Source organism: Ancylobacter sp. GW821-FHT10E12 (assembly GCF_058809335.1).
In genome coordinates this window covers 13508-28601 of the sequence record NZ_JBXASN010000001.1, presented here as the reverse complement: position 1 = coordinate 28601, position 15094 = coordinate 13508, and the positions used below count along the sequence as shown (strand labels likewise).

General features: G+C 70.1%; 17 protein-coding genes. 7 read left to right on the top strand and 10 right to left on the bottom strand.

The annotated features are described in order from the left end of the window. Positions 1 to 59 precede the first annotated feature (59 nt). From AC1RU4_RS00160 to tmpT, 3 genes are all read left to right on the top strand, one after another. Positions 60 to 602: an SRPBCC family protein gene (locus AC1RU4_RS00160; RefSeq protein ID WP_492888955.1), complete on the top strand. Its 543-nt coding sequence runs from the start codon at positions 60 to 62 to the stop codon at positions 600 to 602. Between the two features lie 294 nt (positions 603 to 896). Continuing rightward, positions 897 to 1913 carry a YVTN family beta-propeller repeat protein gene (locus AC1RU4_RS00155; protein WP_492888954.1) on the top strand — a complete coding sequence of 339 codons (1017 nt, stop codon included), beginning with the start codon at positions 897 to 899 and terminating at the stop codon, positions 1911 to 1913. Positions 1914 to 2037: 124 nt separating this feature from the next. Next, positions 2038 to 2703 (top strand): thiopurine S-methyltransferase, encoded by a 666-nt coding sequence (gene tmpT / locus AC1RU4_RS00150; RefSeq protein WP_492888953.1) that lies wholly within the window; start codon positions 2038 to 2040, stop codon positions 2701 to 2703. Positions 2704 to 2859: 156 nt separating this feature from the next. Here tmpT and AC1RU4_RS00145 read toward each other — a convergent pair whose 3' ends face one another. Next, positions 2860 to 3960: a sulfate/molybdate ABC transporter ATP-binding protein gene (locus AC1RU4_RS00145; RefSeq protein ID WP_492888952.1), complete on the bottom strand. Its 1101-nt coding sequence runs from the start codon at positions 3958 to 3960 to the stop codon at positions 2860 to 2862. A 161-nt stretch (positions 3961 to 4121) separates the two neighbouring features. On the opposite strand from AC1RU4_RS00145, the gene AC1RU4_RS00140 reads away from it, so the two are divergent. Continuing rightward, on the top strand, positions 4122 to 4757 hold the full coding sequence (locus tag AC1RU4_RS00140; protein WP_492888951.1) for a GNAT family N-acetyltransferase: 636 nt from the start codon (positions 4122 to 4124) through the stop codon (positions 4755 to 4757). A gap of 66 nt (positions 4758 to 4823) precedes the next feature. Here AC1RU4_RS00140 and AC1RU4_RS00135 read toward each other — a convergent pair whose 3' ends face one another. Continuing rightward, on the bottom strand, positions 4824 to 5228 hold the full coding sequence (locus tag AC1RU4_RS00135; RefSeq protein ID WP_492888950.1) for a flagellar export protein FliJ: 405 nt from the start codon (positions 5226 to 5228) through the stop codon (positions 4824 to 4826). 546 nt (positions 5229 to 5774) lie between these two features. Between AC1RU4_RS00135 and ctrA the strand changes: the two genes are divergently transcribed. Continuing rightward, positions 5775 to 6476, top strand: coding sequence for a response regulator transcription factor CtrA (ctrA, locus tag AC1RU4_RS00130; protein WP_492888949.1), 702 nt, complete (start codon positions 5775 to 5777; stop codon positions 6474 to 6476). 185 nt (positions 6477 to 6661) lie between these two features. Here ctrA and copM read toward each other — a convergent pair whose 3' ends face one another. From copM to chpT, 4 genes are all read right to left on the bottom strand, one after another. Beyond that, positions 6662 to 7057 carry a CopM family metallochaperone gene (copM, locus tag AC1RU4_RS00125; RefSeq protein ID WP_492888948.1) on the bottom strand — a complete coding sequence of 132 codons (396 nt, stop codon included), beginning with the start codon at positions 7055 to 7057 and terminating at the stop codon, positions 6662 to 6664. Positions 7058 to 7132: 75 nt separating this feature from the next. Continuing rightward, complete coding sequence (locus AC1RU4_RS00120) at positions 7133 to 7579, bottom strand: hypothetical protein (protein ID WP_492888947.1); 447 nt, start codon at positions 7577 to 7579, stop codon at positions 7133 to 7135. 106 nt (positions 7580 to 7685) lie between these two features. Beyond that, positions 7686 to 8807 (bottom strand): chemotaxis protein CheW, encoded by a 1122-nt coding sequence (locus tag AC1RU4_RS00115; RefSeq protein ID WP_492888946.1) that lies wholly within the window; start codon positions 8805 to 8807, stop codon positions 7686 to 7688. A 249-nt stretch (positions 8808 to 9056) separates the two neighbouring features. Continuing rightward, positions 9057 to 9698 carry a histidine phosphotransferase ChpT gene (chpT, locus tag AC1RU4_RS00110; protein ID WP_492888945.1) on the bottom strand — a complete coding sequence of 214 codons (642 nt, stop codon included), beginning with the start codon at positions 9696 to 9698 and terminating at the stop codon, positions 9057 to 9059. A 307-nt stretch (positions 9699 to 10005) separates the two neighbouring features. Between chpT and AC1RU4_RS00105 the strand changes: the two genes are divergently transcribed. Then, entirely contained in the window at positions 10006 to 10605 is a 600-nt protein-coding gene (locus AC1RU4_RS00105; RefSeq protein WP_492888944.1) for a DUF1134 domain-containing protein, read from the top strand. A gap of 224 nt (positions 10606 to 10829) precedes the next feature. Continuing rightward, the gene (locus AC1RU4_RS00100) at positions 10830 to 12128 is read left to right on the top strand and encodes a hypothetical protein (RefSeq protein WP_492888943.1); all 1299 of its coding nucleotides are present in this window, start codon (positions 10830 to 10832) and stop codon (positions 12126 to 12128) included. 232 nt (positions 12129 to 12360) lie between these two features. Here the strand turns inward: AC1RU4_RS00100 and AC1RU4_RS00095 are convergent, their stop codons facing one another. The 4 genes from AC1RU4_RS00095 to thiO are packed head-to-tail and all read right to left on the bottom strand — an operon-like array spanning position 12361 to position 15075. Further along, positions 12361 to 12966, bottom strand: coding sequence for a thiamine phosphate synthase (locus AC1RU4_RS00095; RefSeq protein WP_492888942.1), 606 nt, complete (start codon positions 12964 to 12966; stop codon positions 12361 to 12363). Between the two features lie 43 nt (positions 12967 to 13009). Next, positions 13010 to 13864: a thiazole synthase gene (locus AC1RU4_RS00090; protein WP_492888941.1), complete on the bottom strand. Its 855-nt coding sequence runs from the start codon at positions 13862 to 13864 to the stop codon at positions 13010 to 13012. Position 13865: 1 nt separating this feature from the next. Continuing rightward, positions 13866 to 14063 (bottom strand): sulfur carrier protein ThiS, encoded by a 198-nt coding sequence (gene thiS, locus AC1RU4_RS00085; RefSeq protein ID WP_492888940.1) that lies wholly within the window; start codon positions 14061 to 14063, stop codon positions 13866 to 13868. Beyond that, positions 14041 to 15075 (bottom strand): glycine oxidase ThiO, encoded by a 1035-nt coding sequence (gene thiO, locus AC1RU4_RS00080; RefSeq protein ID WP_492889386.1) that lies wholly within the window; start codon positions 15073 to 15075, stop codon positions 14041 to 14043. Before thiO ends, thiS begins: the two co-directional genes overlap by 23 nt. Positions 15076 to 15094 lie beyond the last annotated feature (19 nt).

The window sequence follows — 15094 nt, the reverse complement described above, 5'->3', positions numbered from 1 at the left end:
TAGACTGCGGAGCAACGGACATGAAGTCCGGTTCGAAAATCTGCTCCGGGATGGAAATGATGAAGATGACGCTTGTCGCCGCGGCCCTGTCCGCCGCCGCCGTTTTTGCCTCGTCTGGCGCGCAGGCCCATGGCCCGACCCGCCAGAAGGTCACCGAGACCATCGAGATCAACGCACCGCCGGCCAAGGTCTGGGCCGTGCTCGGCAATTTCCAGGACATGAGCTGGCATCCGGCCGTCACCAAGACCGAGGGCACCGGCGGCAATGCGGTGGACGCCAAGCGCACGCTCACCCTGCAGGGCGGCGGCACCATCGACGAGGTGGTCGCCAAATACGAGCCCGAGAAGTTCATGCTGATGTACCGGATCGAGAAGGTGGACGTGAAGGTCCTGCCCGTCACCAACTACTCCTCCTGGCTCACCGTGACCCCGGTCGACGGCGGCGCCAAGTCGAAGGTCGAGTGGCGCGGCGCCTTCTATCGCGGCTACCCCAACAACGACCCGCCGCCGGAGCTGAACGACGAGGCGGCGATCGCGGCGGTGACCGGCGTCTACAAGGGTGGCCTCGAAGGGCTGAAGAAGAAGGTCGAGAGCGGCAGCTGAGGCACCGGGTCGGGTCGGCGCATCGCCCCAACCGACCTCCGGCGGCAAGGCGGAACCGAAGGGCGCCGCCGGGACCGGCCGCCCCACACCCCGCCGAAGGCCGGGCCGCAGGGCCGGGCAGGACCGACGGCCGTTGCGCGATGACGAGCGGCGGCCCCCTCCCCGGACCTCGATGTCGATCTGAAGCACCGTTCGCGACGCCTCCAGCCGCCGCAGGTCTTCTGCCCCTCTCCCCGACGGGGTTGGGGTAAGGGGAAAGTGCCGTCGAAAGCAGGCTCCGCGGAACCTATGTAAATGGTACGCTCGCATCCCCCCACCCAACCCTCCCCCCGCGGGAGAGGGCGTCATGTCGCTCGCGCGGCGGCTGCCGGTACATTCGCCGCCGCGCTGCTGGCCGCCCCGGCCTCGCTCCCCGCCCGCGCCGACGAAGCCTTCGTCACCTCGCAGCCGGCGGAAACGCTGAGCATCGTCGATCTTTCGACCCGCACGGTGGTCGCGACCCTGCCGATCCCCGGCAAGCCGGCCGGCATCGCCGTCACCCCGGACGGCGCCCGCGCCTTCGTCACCTCGCCGGACGGCAAGGCGCTCACCATCGTCGACGCCGCCCGGCGCACCATCCTCGCCCGCGTCGATGTCGGCGGCGGCCCGCTCGGCGTCGCGGTGCATCCCTCCGGCGGCACCGTCTATGTCGCGGACTGGTACCAGCACCGCGTCCTCGCCATCGATGCCGTGACCGGGCGCATCCTCGGCACCGTCGAGGTCGGCCAGTCGCCCTCGGGCCTCGCGGTGACGCCGGACGGGCGCCTGCTCGTCTCGGCCGACCGCGATTCCAACGCGGTGAGCCTCATCGACACCGTAAGCCTCACGCGCCTCGCCCGCATCGAGGTCGGCGAGCGCCCGTTCGGCGTCACCATCGATGCGGAGGGCGCGCGCGCCTACACCGCCAACGTCGCCTCCAACGACGTGACGGTGATCGACCTCGCCACCCGCGCCGTGCTCGGCACGGTGAAGGTGGGCAAGCGGCCCTATGCGGTGGCGCTGGCGCAGGGGCGCGCCTTCGTCACCGACCAGTATGACGACGCGGTCAGCGTGTTCGACACCTCGACGCTCCAGCCCGTCGCCACCATCCCGGTCGGCGAATACCCCGAGGGCATCGCCGCCAGCCGCGACGGCGCCTTCGTCTATGTCGCCAACTGGGAGACCAACACGCTGAGCGTGATCGATGCGGCGACGCTGAAGGTCGTGGCCGATCTCCCGGTGGCCGACGGCCCGCGCGCCTTCGGCGCCTTCATCCGGCGGACGGATCGCTAGAACCGTTCTCGATCGGGTCGCTCCGCCCGATGGAAAGAAACGTTCCAATCTCAACAGGTTGAGTAGGAAAAGCACGGCCTCGGGGGCTATGATGCGCTGCTTGGGGAATGAAGGGCGCACGGCGATGGACGAGCAGTTCTGGCATGGCAAATGGCAGCGGGGCGAGATCGCCTTCCACGAGGCCGAACCCAATCCGCTGCTCACCCACAACCTGCCGGCGCTCGGCCTGCCCAAGGGCGCCCGCCTCTTCCTGCCGCTGTGCGGCAAGAGCCGCGACATCCACTGGCTGCTCCAGCACGGCTATCGGGTCGCCGGCGCCGAACTGAGCCGGCTCGCCGTCGAGCAGCTGTTCGCCGAGCTCGGCGTCACCCCGCGCATCGGCGAAGCCGGCCCGCTGACGCGCTTCGAGGCGGACGGCCTCACCATCTTCGTCGGCAATATTTTCGATCTCGACCGCCCGACGCTCGGCGCCGTCGACGCCGTCTATGACCGCGCGGCGCTGGTCGCCCTGCCCGAAGAGATGCGCCTGCGCTATGCCGCGCATCTCCTCGACATAACCGCCGCGGCGCCGCAGCTTCTCGTCACCTTCGAATACGACCAGTCGCGCGTCGCCGGACCGCCCTTCGCGGTGCCCGAGGCGGACGTCCGGCAGCATTACGAGGCGACCCACGGCCTCACCCGCCTGCAGCGGCGCGAGGTCGAAGGCGGGCTGAAAGGGCATTCGCCGACATTCGAGACGGTATGGCGGCTCGAACCGCGCCGGGAAGCGCCTGCGGTGAAGACGCCCTAGAGGCGCATGAGCAGCGTGCGTGCTTCGAGGCCGGCCATGCGGCCGGCGCCTCGGCATGACGGAATATCGTTCATCGCAAAGGCTTAACGGGTGGATCGGGGCGGAGCCCCGCGTTCCGAAGCACGCACGGCGCCGGCCGAAAACGAAACCGGCCCGTCAGATCGCGTAATCGCCCGGCTGATGCGCCGGCGGGGCGTGGCAATCGGTGCCCGGCAGGCCATCGGTGAACAGCCGCGCCCGCTCCAGCCGCACCGCCACCTTCTCGCCGATCGGCACCCGCACCGTCGGGGCGATGTCGGCCTCGAACAGCGCGTTGCCGACCTCGAGCTCGACCCGGCGGATGGCGCCGTGACGGCGGAAGCCGCGCACCGTGCCCGGCAGGCCCGGCGTGCCCGGCAGGCCGATCGCCACGTCGTGCGGGCGCACATAGAGCAGCGCCGGCCCATCCGGCACCGGGCTCGTCGCCGCGGCGATCGCGGTGGAGCCGGCAATGGCGAGCCCGCCCTTCACGTTCACCTCGATGCGGCTGGATTCGCCCATGAAGCCGAACACCGCCGCGCTCGCCGGCCGGTCATAGACGTCGTCGGGCGTGCCGATCTGCTCGATCCTGCCCTTGCCCATCACCACCACCCGGTCGGCGAGCTCCAGCGCCTCCTCCTGGTCATGGGTGACGAACAGCGTGGTATGGCCGGTGCGGTCGTGCAGTTCGCGCAGCCATTTGCGCAGTTCCTTGCGCACCAGCGCGTCCAGCGCGCCGAACGGTTCGTCGAGAAGAAGAACCTTGGGCTCGATGGCGAGCGCGCGCGCCAGCGCCACCCGCTGGCGCTGGCCGCCGGAGAGCTGGGCCGGAAAACGGTGGCCATAGGATTCCAGCTGCACGAGGGCGAGGAGATCCCCGACCCGCTTCCTGATCTCGCTCTCGCCCGGCCGCTCGGCGCGCGGGCGCGAGCGCAGGCCGAAGGCGACATTGTCGGCCACCGTCATATGGCGGAACAGCGCGTAGTTCTGGAACACGAAGCCGATGCCGCGCCGGCGCACCGGCACCGACAGCGCGTCCTCGCCATTGAACATCACCCGGCCGCGGCTGGGCTGCTCCAGCCCGGCGACGATGCGCAGCAGCGTGGTCTTGCCCGAGCCGGAAGGGCCGAGCAGCGCCACCAGCTCGCTGGGCGCCACGTCGAGCGAGATGTCGGACAAGGCGGGTGTGCCGCCGCCGAAATCCTTGCCCACCTGCTCGATGTTCACCGCGACCGTCATGCAATTTACTCGGTATCGACGTGATAACTAGATTAATCCGCAACCTACCTGAAAAATCGGCGATGTGAAGCCGGCAGGCCGCGGCCATATGCTGCGCCGCGCCGCTCTGCTAAGGCAAGGTCCAGACCGCCACCGGCCGCCCTCCCTCCGGCACATGTGACATGACCCGCGACGCCCGCCTCCCCGCCGAACCCGCCCCGCTGCTCGATCTCGACGGCGAGACGCCGCTTCCGGCCGGCAAGATCGCCGCCATCGTCACCTATCTGGAGATGCGCGCGCGCCCGGCGCCGCTGCCGGAGCCGGCCGATCACGGTCTCGTGCTGCAAAAGGTGGAGCGCCCGCAGCCGGACTGGTACCGGCAGCTGTTCCGTCGCATCGGCGAGGAGTGGCTGTGGTTCTCGCGGCTGCGCCTGTCCGACGGCGCGCTCGCCGCCATCCTCGACGACCCGGCGGTCGAGGTGCATGTGCTGAGGCGCGGCGAGGCGGAGATCGGCCTCGTCGAACTCGACGGACGCAAGCCGGGCCAGGTCGAGCTCGGCTATTTCGGGCTGGTGGCCGGCGAGACCGGGGCGGGCACCGGCCGCCTGATGATGAACCGCGCCATCGCCCTCGCCTTCGCCCGCCCGATCGAGCGCTTCTTCGTGCATACCTGCACCCACGACCATCCGGCCGCGGTCGGCTTCTACATGAAGTCCGGCTTCACGCCGGTGGGCCGGGCGGTGGAGATCGTCGACGACCCGCGGCTCGACGGCACGCTCGCGCGAAGCGCCGCCCGCCATGTCCCGATCATCGAATAGATCTGGCCGCAGGCAATCTGGCCGCCGGGGATTTGGGGCCGGGGGATCCGGGGTTGCGGATGGCGCTCAGGCCACCGCGCCGCTGGAGCGCAGGCGGCGCCCGCCGGCGGGACGCGGCACCTCGACGCTGGCCTCCAGGCTGCGCTCGCGCTCGCCCAGCGCCTCGACCTTCTTGAGCTCGTCCAGCGCCATGTCGAGCTGCGCGCGTGCCTCGTCGAGCTGGCCCTTCAGCTCGTCGGCCGAGCGGCGCAGGTTGTCGCGGCGGGTGGCGGCGGCGCGGGCATAGGTCGGGTAGGCGAAATGGCCCGCGTCGCTGATGCCGGCGCGCTGCTCCTCGGCGAGGATCTCGCGGTCGAGGTCGCGGGCCATGCGATCGAAATCGGCGATCATCGAGTCGATCTGCGCGAAGTGGCGGCGCTTCTCCTCCGCCTGGAACCGCTTCAGGCGAATGACGGTGTCGAGCGACTTCATGCCGGCGTTACTCCGATTGTCGGACCGCGGCGGACCGGCCGGCATCACGCGTCCGCCGAAAAACCCGTCCGGGTCGAGCCGCCTTTACGCGGCGGCAGAGCCATCTTCGCGCGCAGAGGTTGCCGCTTCCTTACATTTTCGGGGGGAAAGGCGGGACAAAGGTACTTGGCGACGGTGTTCGGGTGACTCTTCATGGGTTTGGAAACGATTTGTTTACCGGCCTCATTAATGATCGGTGACCGTCCGGTGTGATCCGGCGACCGCGCCGCGAAAGCCGAGTCGCCAGATTCACTTAAGCGCATTTCTTAAGATTCGACTCCAGCCATGGGCTCGAAAAATTCTGTTTCCTGACCAGTCTCTTGCGGGAAGACTCGAAGAAAATTTCTTCGTCCCGCTTGTGCTGGGGAATCTGGATTTGTTACCCATGGATCGTAGTGGACGAATCGGTGTGCCGAGCCGGGCGCGGGGTTGGGGTGACGCTCGGTACGGGAGTTGTCCGATTGTGCGCCGAAACCCCGGGGACCGTGGCGAGGGAAGGGGATTGGCATGCGCGTCTTGCTCATCGAGGACGACCGCGCGACCGCGCAGAGCATCGAATTGATGCTCAAGTCCGAGAGCTTCAACGTCTACACGACGGATCTCGGCGAAGAGGGTGTCGACCTCGGCAAGCTCTATGACTACGACATCATTCTTCTCGACCTGAACCTGCCGGATATGTCCGGCTACGACGTGCTGAAGGGCCTGCGCGTCGCCAAGGTCAAGACGCCCATCCTCATCCTCTCCGGCCTCGCCGGCATCGAGGACAAGGTGAAGGGCCTCGGCTTCGGTGCCGACGACTACCTGACCAAGCCGTTCCACAAGGACGAGCTGGTGGCACGCATCCACGCCATCGTGCGCCGGTCCAAGGGCCATGCGCAGTCGGTCATCACCACCGGCGACCTGGTGGTCAATCTCGACACCAAGACGGTGGAAGTCGGCGGCGCCCGCGTACACCTGACCGGCAAGGAGTACCAGATGCTGGAGCTCCTCTCGCTGCGCAAGGGCACCACGCTGACCAAGGAGATGTTCCTCAACCATCTCTATGGCGGCATGGACGAGCCGGAGCTGAAGATCATCGACGTCTTCATCTGCAAGCTGCGCAAGAAGCTGGCCAATGCCTCGCAGGGCCATAATTTCATCGAGACCGTCTGGGGCCGCGGCTATGTGCTGCGCGAGATGGGCGAGCAGGAACAGCGCATCCCGGCCTGAGCGGCCGGCGCGTTTCCCGAGCATCGAACCCCGCCGCGAGGCGGGGTTTTCATTTGGGCGGGACGGCGCGCACGCCCCTCCCCGCCCCCACGCCCTTCCCCCACCCCACGCGACGTCATGGGACGAGGCCGTCCGGCACGACGGCGGAGAGGAATCCCCTCCCCTCCGTCGCCCGGCTCGGACGCCTATTTGCCCTGCTTCGCCAGCCAGGCCTTCAGGAAGGCGATCTCGCTCTCCTGCGCCTTGATGATCTCCCCGGCCAGCTTGCGCAGTTCCGGGTCCTTTCCGTATTGCAGCTCGATCTTCGCCATGTCGATCGCGCCCTGGTGATGTGGGATCATGCCGCGCGCGAAATCGACATCGGCATCGCCGGTCATCGGCATCGACATGCCCTGGTGCATGCGGGCATTGGCCGCTTCCAGCGCCTTGGACGAAGCGCTGTCGGCGCCGCCCATATGGGCGCTGTGGTCCATCATGCCCGGCATCGGCATGGCCGGCATGGTGGAGGACTGGGCGAAGGCCGGCGCGGCAAGCGCGAGAAGGCCGGCGGCAACGAGGCCGCCCTTGAGAAGGCTGTTCATGTGATAGCTCCTGATAGGATCGATGCGCGGCGGCGCTGCGGCCGTCCGGCGCGAGGTCGGGGATCGATCGATGCTTCAGGCGTATCGGGGCGGCGGGTCCGGCCGGGCGAGGCGGACGCCGTCGAGCCGCGGCGTCGGGCGCCTGTCGAGCGCGAGCGCGACGGCGAGCGGGGCGGCGACGCTGCTTGCCGCCAGCGGCGGCACCACCAGGCAGGAGAGCGCGCAGCACAGGTGCAGCCGGCCGGAGCCGTCATGCGGCGTCGCGGAGCCGATGGCGGCCGGGATCGTGCTGGCAGGGATCGTGCTCGCGGGGATCGTGCTGGCAGGGATCGTGCTCGCGCCGGAAGACCTGGACGCGGCCACGGATGCAGCCTTCGCGTCCTCATGGCACGGCATCGCCGCCATCGACAATGGGGCGACGATCCGCAGGGCCATCGCCTGCGCGGCGGTGATCGGGCCGGCCATGGCGAAGGCCAGCGCGATCAGCGCTCCGACCAGTCTCGCGAGGGCGACCCGACGCATGGGCGATTCAATGTCCTGCCGTGATGGTTGTGCCGTGATGCAGGACGAGCCTAGCACGAATGATGGCGGAAGCAGGTCCGTGCGGATACGCACGCCGCGGCACGGATCACGAAGCCGCGCGCGGCCCCCAGCCGAGCCCGGCGGCCAGCAGGCGGGCGATGTCCCTATGCGCGAGATGCCCGGCGAAGCCTTCCGGCCGCGCGGTGCCGGCGGTCAGCGCCAGGCAGAGCGCGCGCGCCGATGCGACGCCCTCCGGCGCCCCATAGGCGTCGACATCGTAGAGCACCACGTCGAAGCGCCCGGCGGCGAGGTCGAGCGCGCGCGGGTGATCGGCAAGCGAGACATGGTGGCCGAGCGCCCGCACCAGCGCCCGCAGGGCCTCGCGCGGCGCGCCCTCGGGCATCGCCACCAGCACCCGCGCGACGCCGCGTTCCGGCGCCGGCCGCTGGCCTACCTCCAGGATCGGATAGCTGGTCTCGCCGGCGACAAGGCGGCGGCCGGCGCCTTCGCCGTCCTCCCGTGCTTCCGGCGCGAGGCCGAGAATGGCCTCGACCGGCACCGGCATGCCGTCGCGCCCGAAGCGCAGCAGATAGGAGCGGCCGGCGATCTCGCCGGGACAGCGGATCGCCTGCAGGCCGGCTAGGTTCACCGCCTCCGGCGCGTGGCCGGCGCGGCGGACGATGATATGCGCGCCCGGCATGGCGGCCGGGGCGGCGGCCTTGCGGCCGAAAATGCCGATATTCATGTCGAGCATGGCCGCCTGCCGCCCGTCGGCCAGCCGCGCCACCCCGCCGATCAGGTCGGCGCAGGGCTCGAAGCGGGTGCGCCAGTCGGCGGACATCAGCTGGATTTCGGCGTTCGCCGCCACCGGCTCGTCGTCGATCAGCGCGGTCGCCCGCACCTTGCCCTCGCTGCCGAACAGCACCAGCGCCCCGCGCTCGGGCGCACGCGCGTCGGCAAGGCCGAGCCGGGTGGCGAGGCGGATCAGCGGCAGGCCGCTGGTGCCCAGCGTGCCGGTGCGGGCCATGCGGGCGAGCTTCTCGAAGCGCTCGCGCGCCAGCGGCATCACATTGACGACGCGCGAGGCCGGCAAGGCGAAGCGCATGCCGCGCAGGCGGAACACCAGCACCCCGGTCGTCGCCGCGCCGCGCCCGGACGAGGGGGTCGGCGCGCCGGCCAGGGCACGGCCGGCGAACGGAAGCGGGGCGAGGGATTCGATCGGCGACATGTCGGAACCAGACGCTCACGCAGCAAGGAACGCTCCCATGCGGGAACACCCGTCGATTGTGCGGCGGCCAGCGTTAATGTCTTCTGAAGACGCTGCGGAAGCGTCGGGATTCCGGGCGGCGCGGCCTTGCGGAAGATCCGGCGAGGAGCCGGCCCGCATGGGTCAGGCAGGGCGCAAGCTCGGCAGGGCTCGCCCGACGAGGCCGGGCCGTCCGGCACGGCGCCGGTTCCATCGACGACGGCGGCGCCCTCAGGCGGCCACGGCGCTGATCGTCACCGCCTCGCCATCCATGGCGAAGGCGATCGTCACCCCCACCTCGCGGGCGAGCAGGCCGGTATAATGCGGCTGGATGGCATGGGCGTCGATCTGGTGGTCTTCCGGCACCTGCCCGGCCAGCAGCGTCGGCAGGTTGGGCGGGATGCGGGCATGGCTGCCCTCGGTGCGCAGGCGGAACCCCTCGCCCTCGCCGACGGAGGCGACATGGATGCGCCCGCCGCGCGGGATCGTCGCGCCGGCGACCAGCAGCAGGTTCAGCAGCAGCTTCACCCGGTTCTTCGGCAACAGCGCCCGCGGCACCTGCCAGTCGAGGCTGGTGCGGTCGTCCTGGATGAAGCCGCGCGCCACGTTCTCGGCATCGCCGGTGTCGATCTGCGCCCCGGCCGAGCCGGCGGCGCCGAAGGCCAGCCGGCAGAACTGCAGCCGGGCGGAGGCCTGCCGCGCGCTCTTGGCGATCAGCTCCAGCGCGAACTGCTTCATGCTCGGGTCGTCCTCGTCCTCCAGCACCTCCAGGCCGTTGACGATGGCGCCGACCGGGCTGATCACGTCATGGCAGACGCGCGAGCACAACAGGGCGGCGAGGTCGAGCTTGTCGAGGTCGATGGCGGTCGTCATCGCGGTTCCGTCGTGAAGAGGCGAGGCATGGCGAGGCGAAATACGGCGAGGTGGCGGAGCGGGGCATCGGGCCGGCGCGAATCGCCGCGCGCGCCGCCGGCCGGTTCAGCGCCGTGATACACCGCACCCGCCGCCGCGCCAACCGCGGGGCGGTGCCGGAACGGCGCCGAATCGAGGCGCCGCCTTCCTAACGCCCATCTGCGTTGTTAATGATAGGCTCGGGATTCGCCTGCCCGGCCGTCTCCCGCGAGCCGCACGATCCATCAGCACGTCAGAACGTCAGCCCGTCCCAAACGTGAGACCGCCCATGCCGACCTTGCGCGCCCTCCTCGCCTGCCTGTCGCTCCTCGTGGTTCCCGTGCTCGCCGCCGTCCCGGCCGCGGCGCAGTACAAGCAGCCGCAGCCGCAGCCGCAGCCGCAGGGCAGCACCTATTCCGCCGACGAACTGGTCGCCCAGGGCCACGGCTTCTTCGGCGAGGTGTCGCGCGGCCTCGCGCTGTCCATCGAGAAGGCGGTCGGCCAGTGGGGCCAGCCCAATGGCTACATCCTCGGACAGGAGGGCGGCGGCGCCTTTGTCGGCGGCCTGCGCTACGGCGAGGGCACGCTCTACACCCGCAATGCCGGCGACCTCAAGGTCTACTGGCAGGGCCCCTCGCTCGGCTGGGATTTCGGCGGCGACGGCGCCCGCACCATGATCCTGGTGTACAACCTCAATGCCATCAACGACATCTTCCGCCGCTTCGGCGGCATTTCCGGCTCCGCCTATTTCGTCGCCGGCTTCGGCATGACCGCGCTCGCCAGCGACCAGATGGTGGTGGTGCCGATCCGCTCCGGCGTCGGCGTGCGGCTCGGCGCCAATATCGGCTATCTGAAGTTCACGCCCAACGCGACGTGGAATCCGTTCTGAACCCGGCGCGCTACGTGAAATTTGAGATGACGGCGCGCACGCGGCGTGCTCCATCCGCAAGAACGTGCCGCAGGATCGCGCCGCCGCTGGCACCTCACGGTTTCAACCGGCGGCAAAGACACCTAGACTATCGGACCCGTCCGGCGGTTGCCGTCGTTTTTGAGTTCGTAACGGATGCCGCCTAGTGTGGGCGGCTCCGCATGCGTACAAGGTGAGATCGCCGCATGATCGAAGCGGTCATGTATGCCGCCATCGGCTTCCTGACGGCGACGCTGCTCGCCCTGCTGATCCTGCCGGCCGTCTGGCGGCGGGCGGTGCGGCTGACGCGCCGTCGCGTCGAGGGCGCCATACCGGTCTCCCTCGCCGAGATCCAGGCCGACAAGGACCAGATGCGCGCCGGCCACGCGGTGGAGACCCGCCGTCTCGAACGCGAAGTCGACAGCCTCTATGCCCGCACCGCCGGGCAATGGGAGCGCATCGTCCGCCAGGACGAGGAGCTGCGTACCCGCGCCGCCGCGCTCGCCGACGTCACCGCCCGCCTCGAGGCGCTGCAGGCGAGCCATGACGAACTCTCCGCCCATGACGCGCAGCTCGACGCCGGCCTCACGCAGCGCACCGCCGAGCTGGCGCAAACCCGCGCCGCGCTGGAGGCGACCCGCACCGATCTTCTGGCCACGCGGCAGGCGCTGGAGGAGACCACCGCCCGCGCCGAGGAATTGCAGGTCGAGCATGTCGCGCTCTCCACGCTGCGCGACACGTTGAAGGACCGCGTCACCGATCTCGACCGCCACCTCGCCACCACCTCCGCCCATCTCGCCGAGGACCGCGCCCGGCTGCGCGACAGCGAGCAGGACCTCGGCGCCGAGCGCGTCAGCACGCGCGATCTCGCGGCGCGGCTGGCGGCGGTGCAGGCGGATTTCGACGCCAGCGCCTCCCGCGCCGAGCTGCTGGCGACCGACCTGGCGGCGCTGCACATTCAGGCCGAGAGCCTGTCGGACCGCACCCGCGCCGCCGAGGCGCTGCGCGACGAGACGCTGCGCGAGACGGCGCGCGTCACCACCGAAGCCCGCGCCGCGCAGGCGGACGCCGAGGCCGCCGCGCGTCAGGCCGGCGACCTCGCCCGCATGCTGCGGGCGGAAATGGACATGCTGGAAGGCGCGCTCGCCAAGGCACGGGTGGAGCGCGGCGAGCTGCAATCGCGGCTCGAAACCCGGCTGCCGGCCGATATCGGGCAGGACGAGCCGGACGACGCCGCGCGCCTGCGCACCCGCCTCGGCGAGATCGCCGCCCAGGTCGCCGCGATGGTGGCGAGGCTGGAGGGTTCCGGCTCGCCGATCAACGCCATTCTCGCCGCGCATCCGCCGGCGACGCGCAACGGCACCGGCGCGCCGGTGCTGCTGGCCGACCGAATCCGGGCTTTGCAGGGCCAGTCTTCTCTGCCGGGCCAATCTTCGTTGCCGGGCCAGTCTTCCCTGCAAGGTGAAGAGCCCCTCGCCCCGCCGGCCCGCGCCGTCGCGGAATAGCTGCCGTCCTCCACGCCGTCATCCCGGACGATCCGCAGGATCGATCCGGGATCGCGCGGGAATTGGAGGGCGCTCCCGGCTCTCCGCTTCGCTGCGGCCGGGATGACGACCGAGGGGATCTGGCTCAGCATGCGCCTGACGGTTCGGCTGCCGGGAGGATGAAGCGGAGGCCCCGGCGATCGGGGCGCGGCATGTGGCAGAGCCGGCCGCGCTGCCTGCCCGTGCTCAGCCCTCACACATATTCCCGCGTGGCGTCCACGAAGGCGCGGGCGCGGGCTTCCGGGTGATCGTTCAACAGCACGTCGGTCACCACCGCGATGCTGTCGGCGCCGGCGTCGAGCACGCCGCGGGCACGGTCGAGATTGATGCCGCCAATACCGACCAGCGGAATCTCCCCGACCCGCTGCTTCCAGCCGCGCAGCTTGTCGAGGCCCTGCGGCGCCCATTTCATCTTCTTCAGGATGGTCGGGTAGACCGGTCCCAGCGCCACGTAGTCGGGCTCCGCCGCCAACGCGATGTCGAGTTCGCCATCGTCATGCGTGCTCACGCCGAGGCGCAGGCCGGCGCGGCGGATCGCCTTCAGGTCGGCGTCGGCAAGGTCCTCCTGGCCGAGATGGATGAAATCGCAGCCGCCCTCGATGGCGAGCTGCCAGTGGTCGTTGACGACCAGCTGGGCGCCATAGCGCCCGCACGCCGCCTTGGCGGCGGCGATCTCGCGGCGCAGCTCGTCCTCCTCCATGTCCTTGGCGCGCAGCTGCACCAGCTTCACGCCCTGCGGCAGCAGCCGGGGCAGCCAGCTGGCGCGGTCGACGATCAGGTAGAAGGGGTCGAGATTCATCGTCATGTCCCTGAGCGGCCATCCGGCCGGAAAGCGCCGCGGATCAGGCGAGGAAGGCCTGCCCCATCACCGGGGTCGAGGGCGCCGCCATGTCGCGCGCCTCCATCGGATCGGCGCGATACGCCTCGCGCCCGGCCTCGATGGCGAGAGCGAAGGCGCGCGCCATCTTCACCGGATCGCCGGCCTTGGCCACCGCGGTGTTGAGCAGCACCGCGTCGTAGCCGAGCTCCATCGCCGCCGCCGCATGCGAGGGCACGCCGACGCCGGCATCGACCACCAGCGGGATGCGCGGGAAATGCGCCCGCATGGAGCGCAGCCCATAGGGATTGTTGAGGCCGCGGCCGGAGCCGATCGGCGCCCCCCACGGCATCAGCACCTCGCAGCCGGCGGCCACCAGCTTGTCGGCGACCACCAGGTCCTCGGTGGTGTAGGGGAACACCTGGAAACCGTCGCGGGTAAGGATGCGCGCGGCCTCCACCAGGCCGAACACGTCCGGCTGCAGGGTGTCGTCCTCGCCGATCACCTCCAGCTTGATCCAGTCGGTGCCGAACAGCTCGCGCGCCATCTCGGCGGTGGTCACCGCCTCCTTCACCGTCTTGCAGCCGGCGGTGTTGGGCAGCACCTTCACCCCGAGGTCGCGGATAAGCTGCCAGAAGCTCTGGCCGGCGAGAGTTTGCCCGGCTTTGGCCGCCCCGGATTCGCGGCGCAGCGACACGGTGACGATCTCGGCCCCGCTGGCGCGGATCGCCTCGGCAAGGATCGCCGGCGAGGGATATTGCGCGGTGCCCAGCAGCAGGCGCGAAGACACTTTGGTGCCGTAGAACTCCACGGCATCGGCCTGCGCCAGGGTCGTGGATGCGGATGCACCGGTTGCGGGCGATTTCGTCACGGCATCCATCTCAGCCTCCCTGCATCGGTGCGAGAATTTCCACCCGGTCGCCATCGGCGAGCCGGGCCTCGGGGCGGCGCGCCTTGCGCACCATCGCCCCGTTCAGCGCGGTGGCGACGATGGCATCGGCATAGCCGAGCTCGCCGAGCAGCTCGGCGATCGTGGCGGCGCGGATCACCGCCGTCTCACCATTCACGACGATCTTCATCCATCACCTCCGGGAAATGCGTCCCGTCGAACGCCAGCTCCGCGGCGCGGCGGGCGAGCGCCGGCGCCAGCAGGAAGCCGTGGCGGTAGAAACCGTTGACATGGATCGTGCGCCCGCGCCGGCGGATGCGCGGCAGGTTGTCGGGGAAGGCCGGGCGCACGTCGGCGCCGATCTCCACGATCTCCGCCTCGCCGAAGGCCGGGTGCAGAGCATAGACCGCCGACAGCAGCTCCAGCATGGAGCGCCCGGTCACCCGTCCGCGCTCGTCATTCTCGATCGAGGTGGCGCCGATCATGAAATGCCCGTCGCCGCGCGGCACCACATAGACCGGGATGCGCGGGTGCAGCATGCGCACCGGACGCTTGAGCGAAATCTCGGTCGAGTAGAGCACCAGCATCTCGCCCTTCACCCCGCGCAGGTCGGCGAGCACGTCGCGGGCGGCAAGGCCGCGGCAATCGAGCACGATATCGGCCTCACCGGACACCGCATCGGCCGGATCGGGCTGATCGTACACCTCACTGGACACGGTGTCGTCGTAGCGGAAGGTAACTCCATACTCCGAAACCAGCCGTCCGGTCAGCGCCGCGAGCGCCTTGCGCGGCTCCAGATGCGCCTCGGTGGGGAAGAACAGCCCCTGCTCGAAACGCCCCGCCAGATCCGGCTCCAGCGCGCCGAGCCGGGCGCCGTCGATCCATTCATAGCCTTCGGTGCGGCGGGAAAACCGTTTGAGATCAGGGAGATCGCGCGCCTGCGCCAGCACGAGGCTGCCCTGCGCCGGCACGTCCGGCACCTCGCGGCGCCAGTAATCGAGCGATTCGAAGCCGAGCTCGGCGACCAGCTTCTCGGCGCTCTCGCGCTCGCACCACGGCGCCAGCATGCCGCCGGCATACCAGGAGCACCCCTGCCCAGATCCCGATTTCCGTTCGATTACAGTGACTTGCGCCCCGCGCTGCGCGAAGGCGTGCGCGCAGGTCAGCCCGGCGACACCGGCGCCGACCACGGTGACGCGCATGGCATTGGCGGCACGCGCC

Bases quoted from the DNA above. Each gene is read 5' to 3' on its own strand.
- AC1RU4_RS00100 (WP_492888943.1), top strand. From the start codon at position 10,830: ATGATCGAAGCGGTCATGTATGCCGCCATCGGCTTCCTGACGGCGACG.
- AC1RU4_RS00155 (WP_492888954.1), top strand. From the start codon at position 897: ATGGTACGCTCGCATCCCCCCACCCAACCCTCCCCCCGCGGGAGAGGG.
- ctrA (WP_492888949.1), top strand. From the start codon at position 5,775: ATGCGCGTCTTGCTCATCGAGGACGACCGCGCGACCGCGCAGAGCATC.
- AC1RU4_RS00140 (WP_492888951.1), top strand. From the start codon at position 4,122: ATGACCCGCGACGCCCGCCTCCCCGCCGAACCCGCCCCGCTGCTCGAT.
- AC1RU4_RS00090 (WP_492888941.1), bottom strand. From the start codon at position 13,864: ATGGATGCCGTGACGAAATCGCCCGCAACCGGTGCATCCGCATCCACG.
- AC1RU4_RS00115 (WP_492888946.1), bottom strand. From the start codon at position 8,807: ATGTCGCCGATCGAATCCCTCGCCCCGCTTCCGTTCGCCGGCCGTGCC.
- copM (WP_492888948.1), bottom strand. From the start codon at position 7,057: ATGAACAGCCTTCTCAAGGGCGGCCTCGTTGCCGCCGGCCTTCTCGCG.
- AC1RU4_RS00120 (WP_492888947.1), bottom strand. From the start codon at position 7,579: ATGCGTCGGGTCGCCCTCGCGAGACTGGTCGGAGCGCTGATCGCGCTG.
- AC1RU4_RS00105 (WP_492888944.1), top strand. From the start codon at position 10,006: ATGCCGACCTTGCGCGCCCTCCTCGCCTGCCTGTCGCTCCTCGTGGTT.
- thiO (WP_492889386.1), bottom strand. From the start codon at position 15,075: ATGCGCGTCACCGTGGTCGGCGCCGGTGTCGCCGGGCTGACCTGCGCG.
- tmpT (WP_492888953.1), top strand. From the start codon at position 2,038: ATGGACGAGCAGTTCTGGCATGGCAAATGGCAGCGGGGCGAGATCGCC.
- AC1RU4_RS00135 (WP_492888950.1), bottom strand. From the start codon at position 5,228: ATGAAGTCGCTCGACACCGTCATTCGCCTGAAGCGGTTCCAGGCGGAG.
- AC1RU4_RS00160 (WP_492888955.1), top strand. From the start codon at position 60: ATGAAGATGACGCTTGTCGCCGCGGCCCTGTCCGCCGCCGCCGTTTTT.
- AC1RU4_RS00145 (WP_492888952.1), bottom strand. From the start codon at position 3,960: ATGACGGTCGCGGTGAACATCGAGCAGGTGGGCAAGGATTTCGGCGGC.
- AC1RU4_RS00095 (WP_492888942.1), bottom strand. From the start codon at position 12,966: ATGAATCTCGACCCCTTCTACCTGATCGTCGACCGCGCCAGCTGGCTG.
- thiS (WP_492888940.1), bottom strand. From the start codon at position 14,063: ATGAAGATCGTCGTGAATGGTGAGACGGCGGTGATCCGCGCCGCCACG.
- chpT (WP_492888945.1), bottom strand. From the start codon at position 9,698: ATGACGACCGCCATCGACCTCGACAAGCTCGACCTCGCCGCCCTGTTG.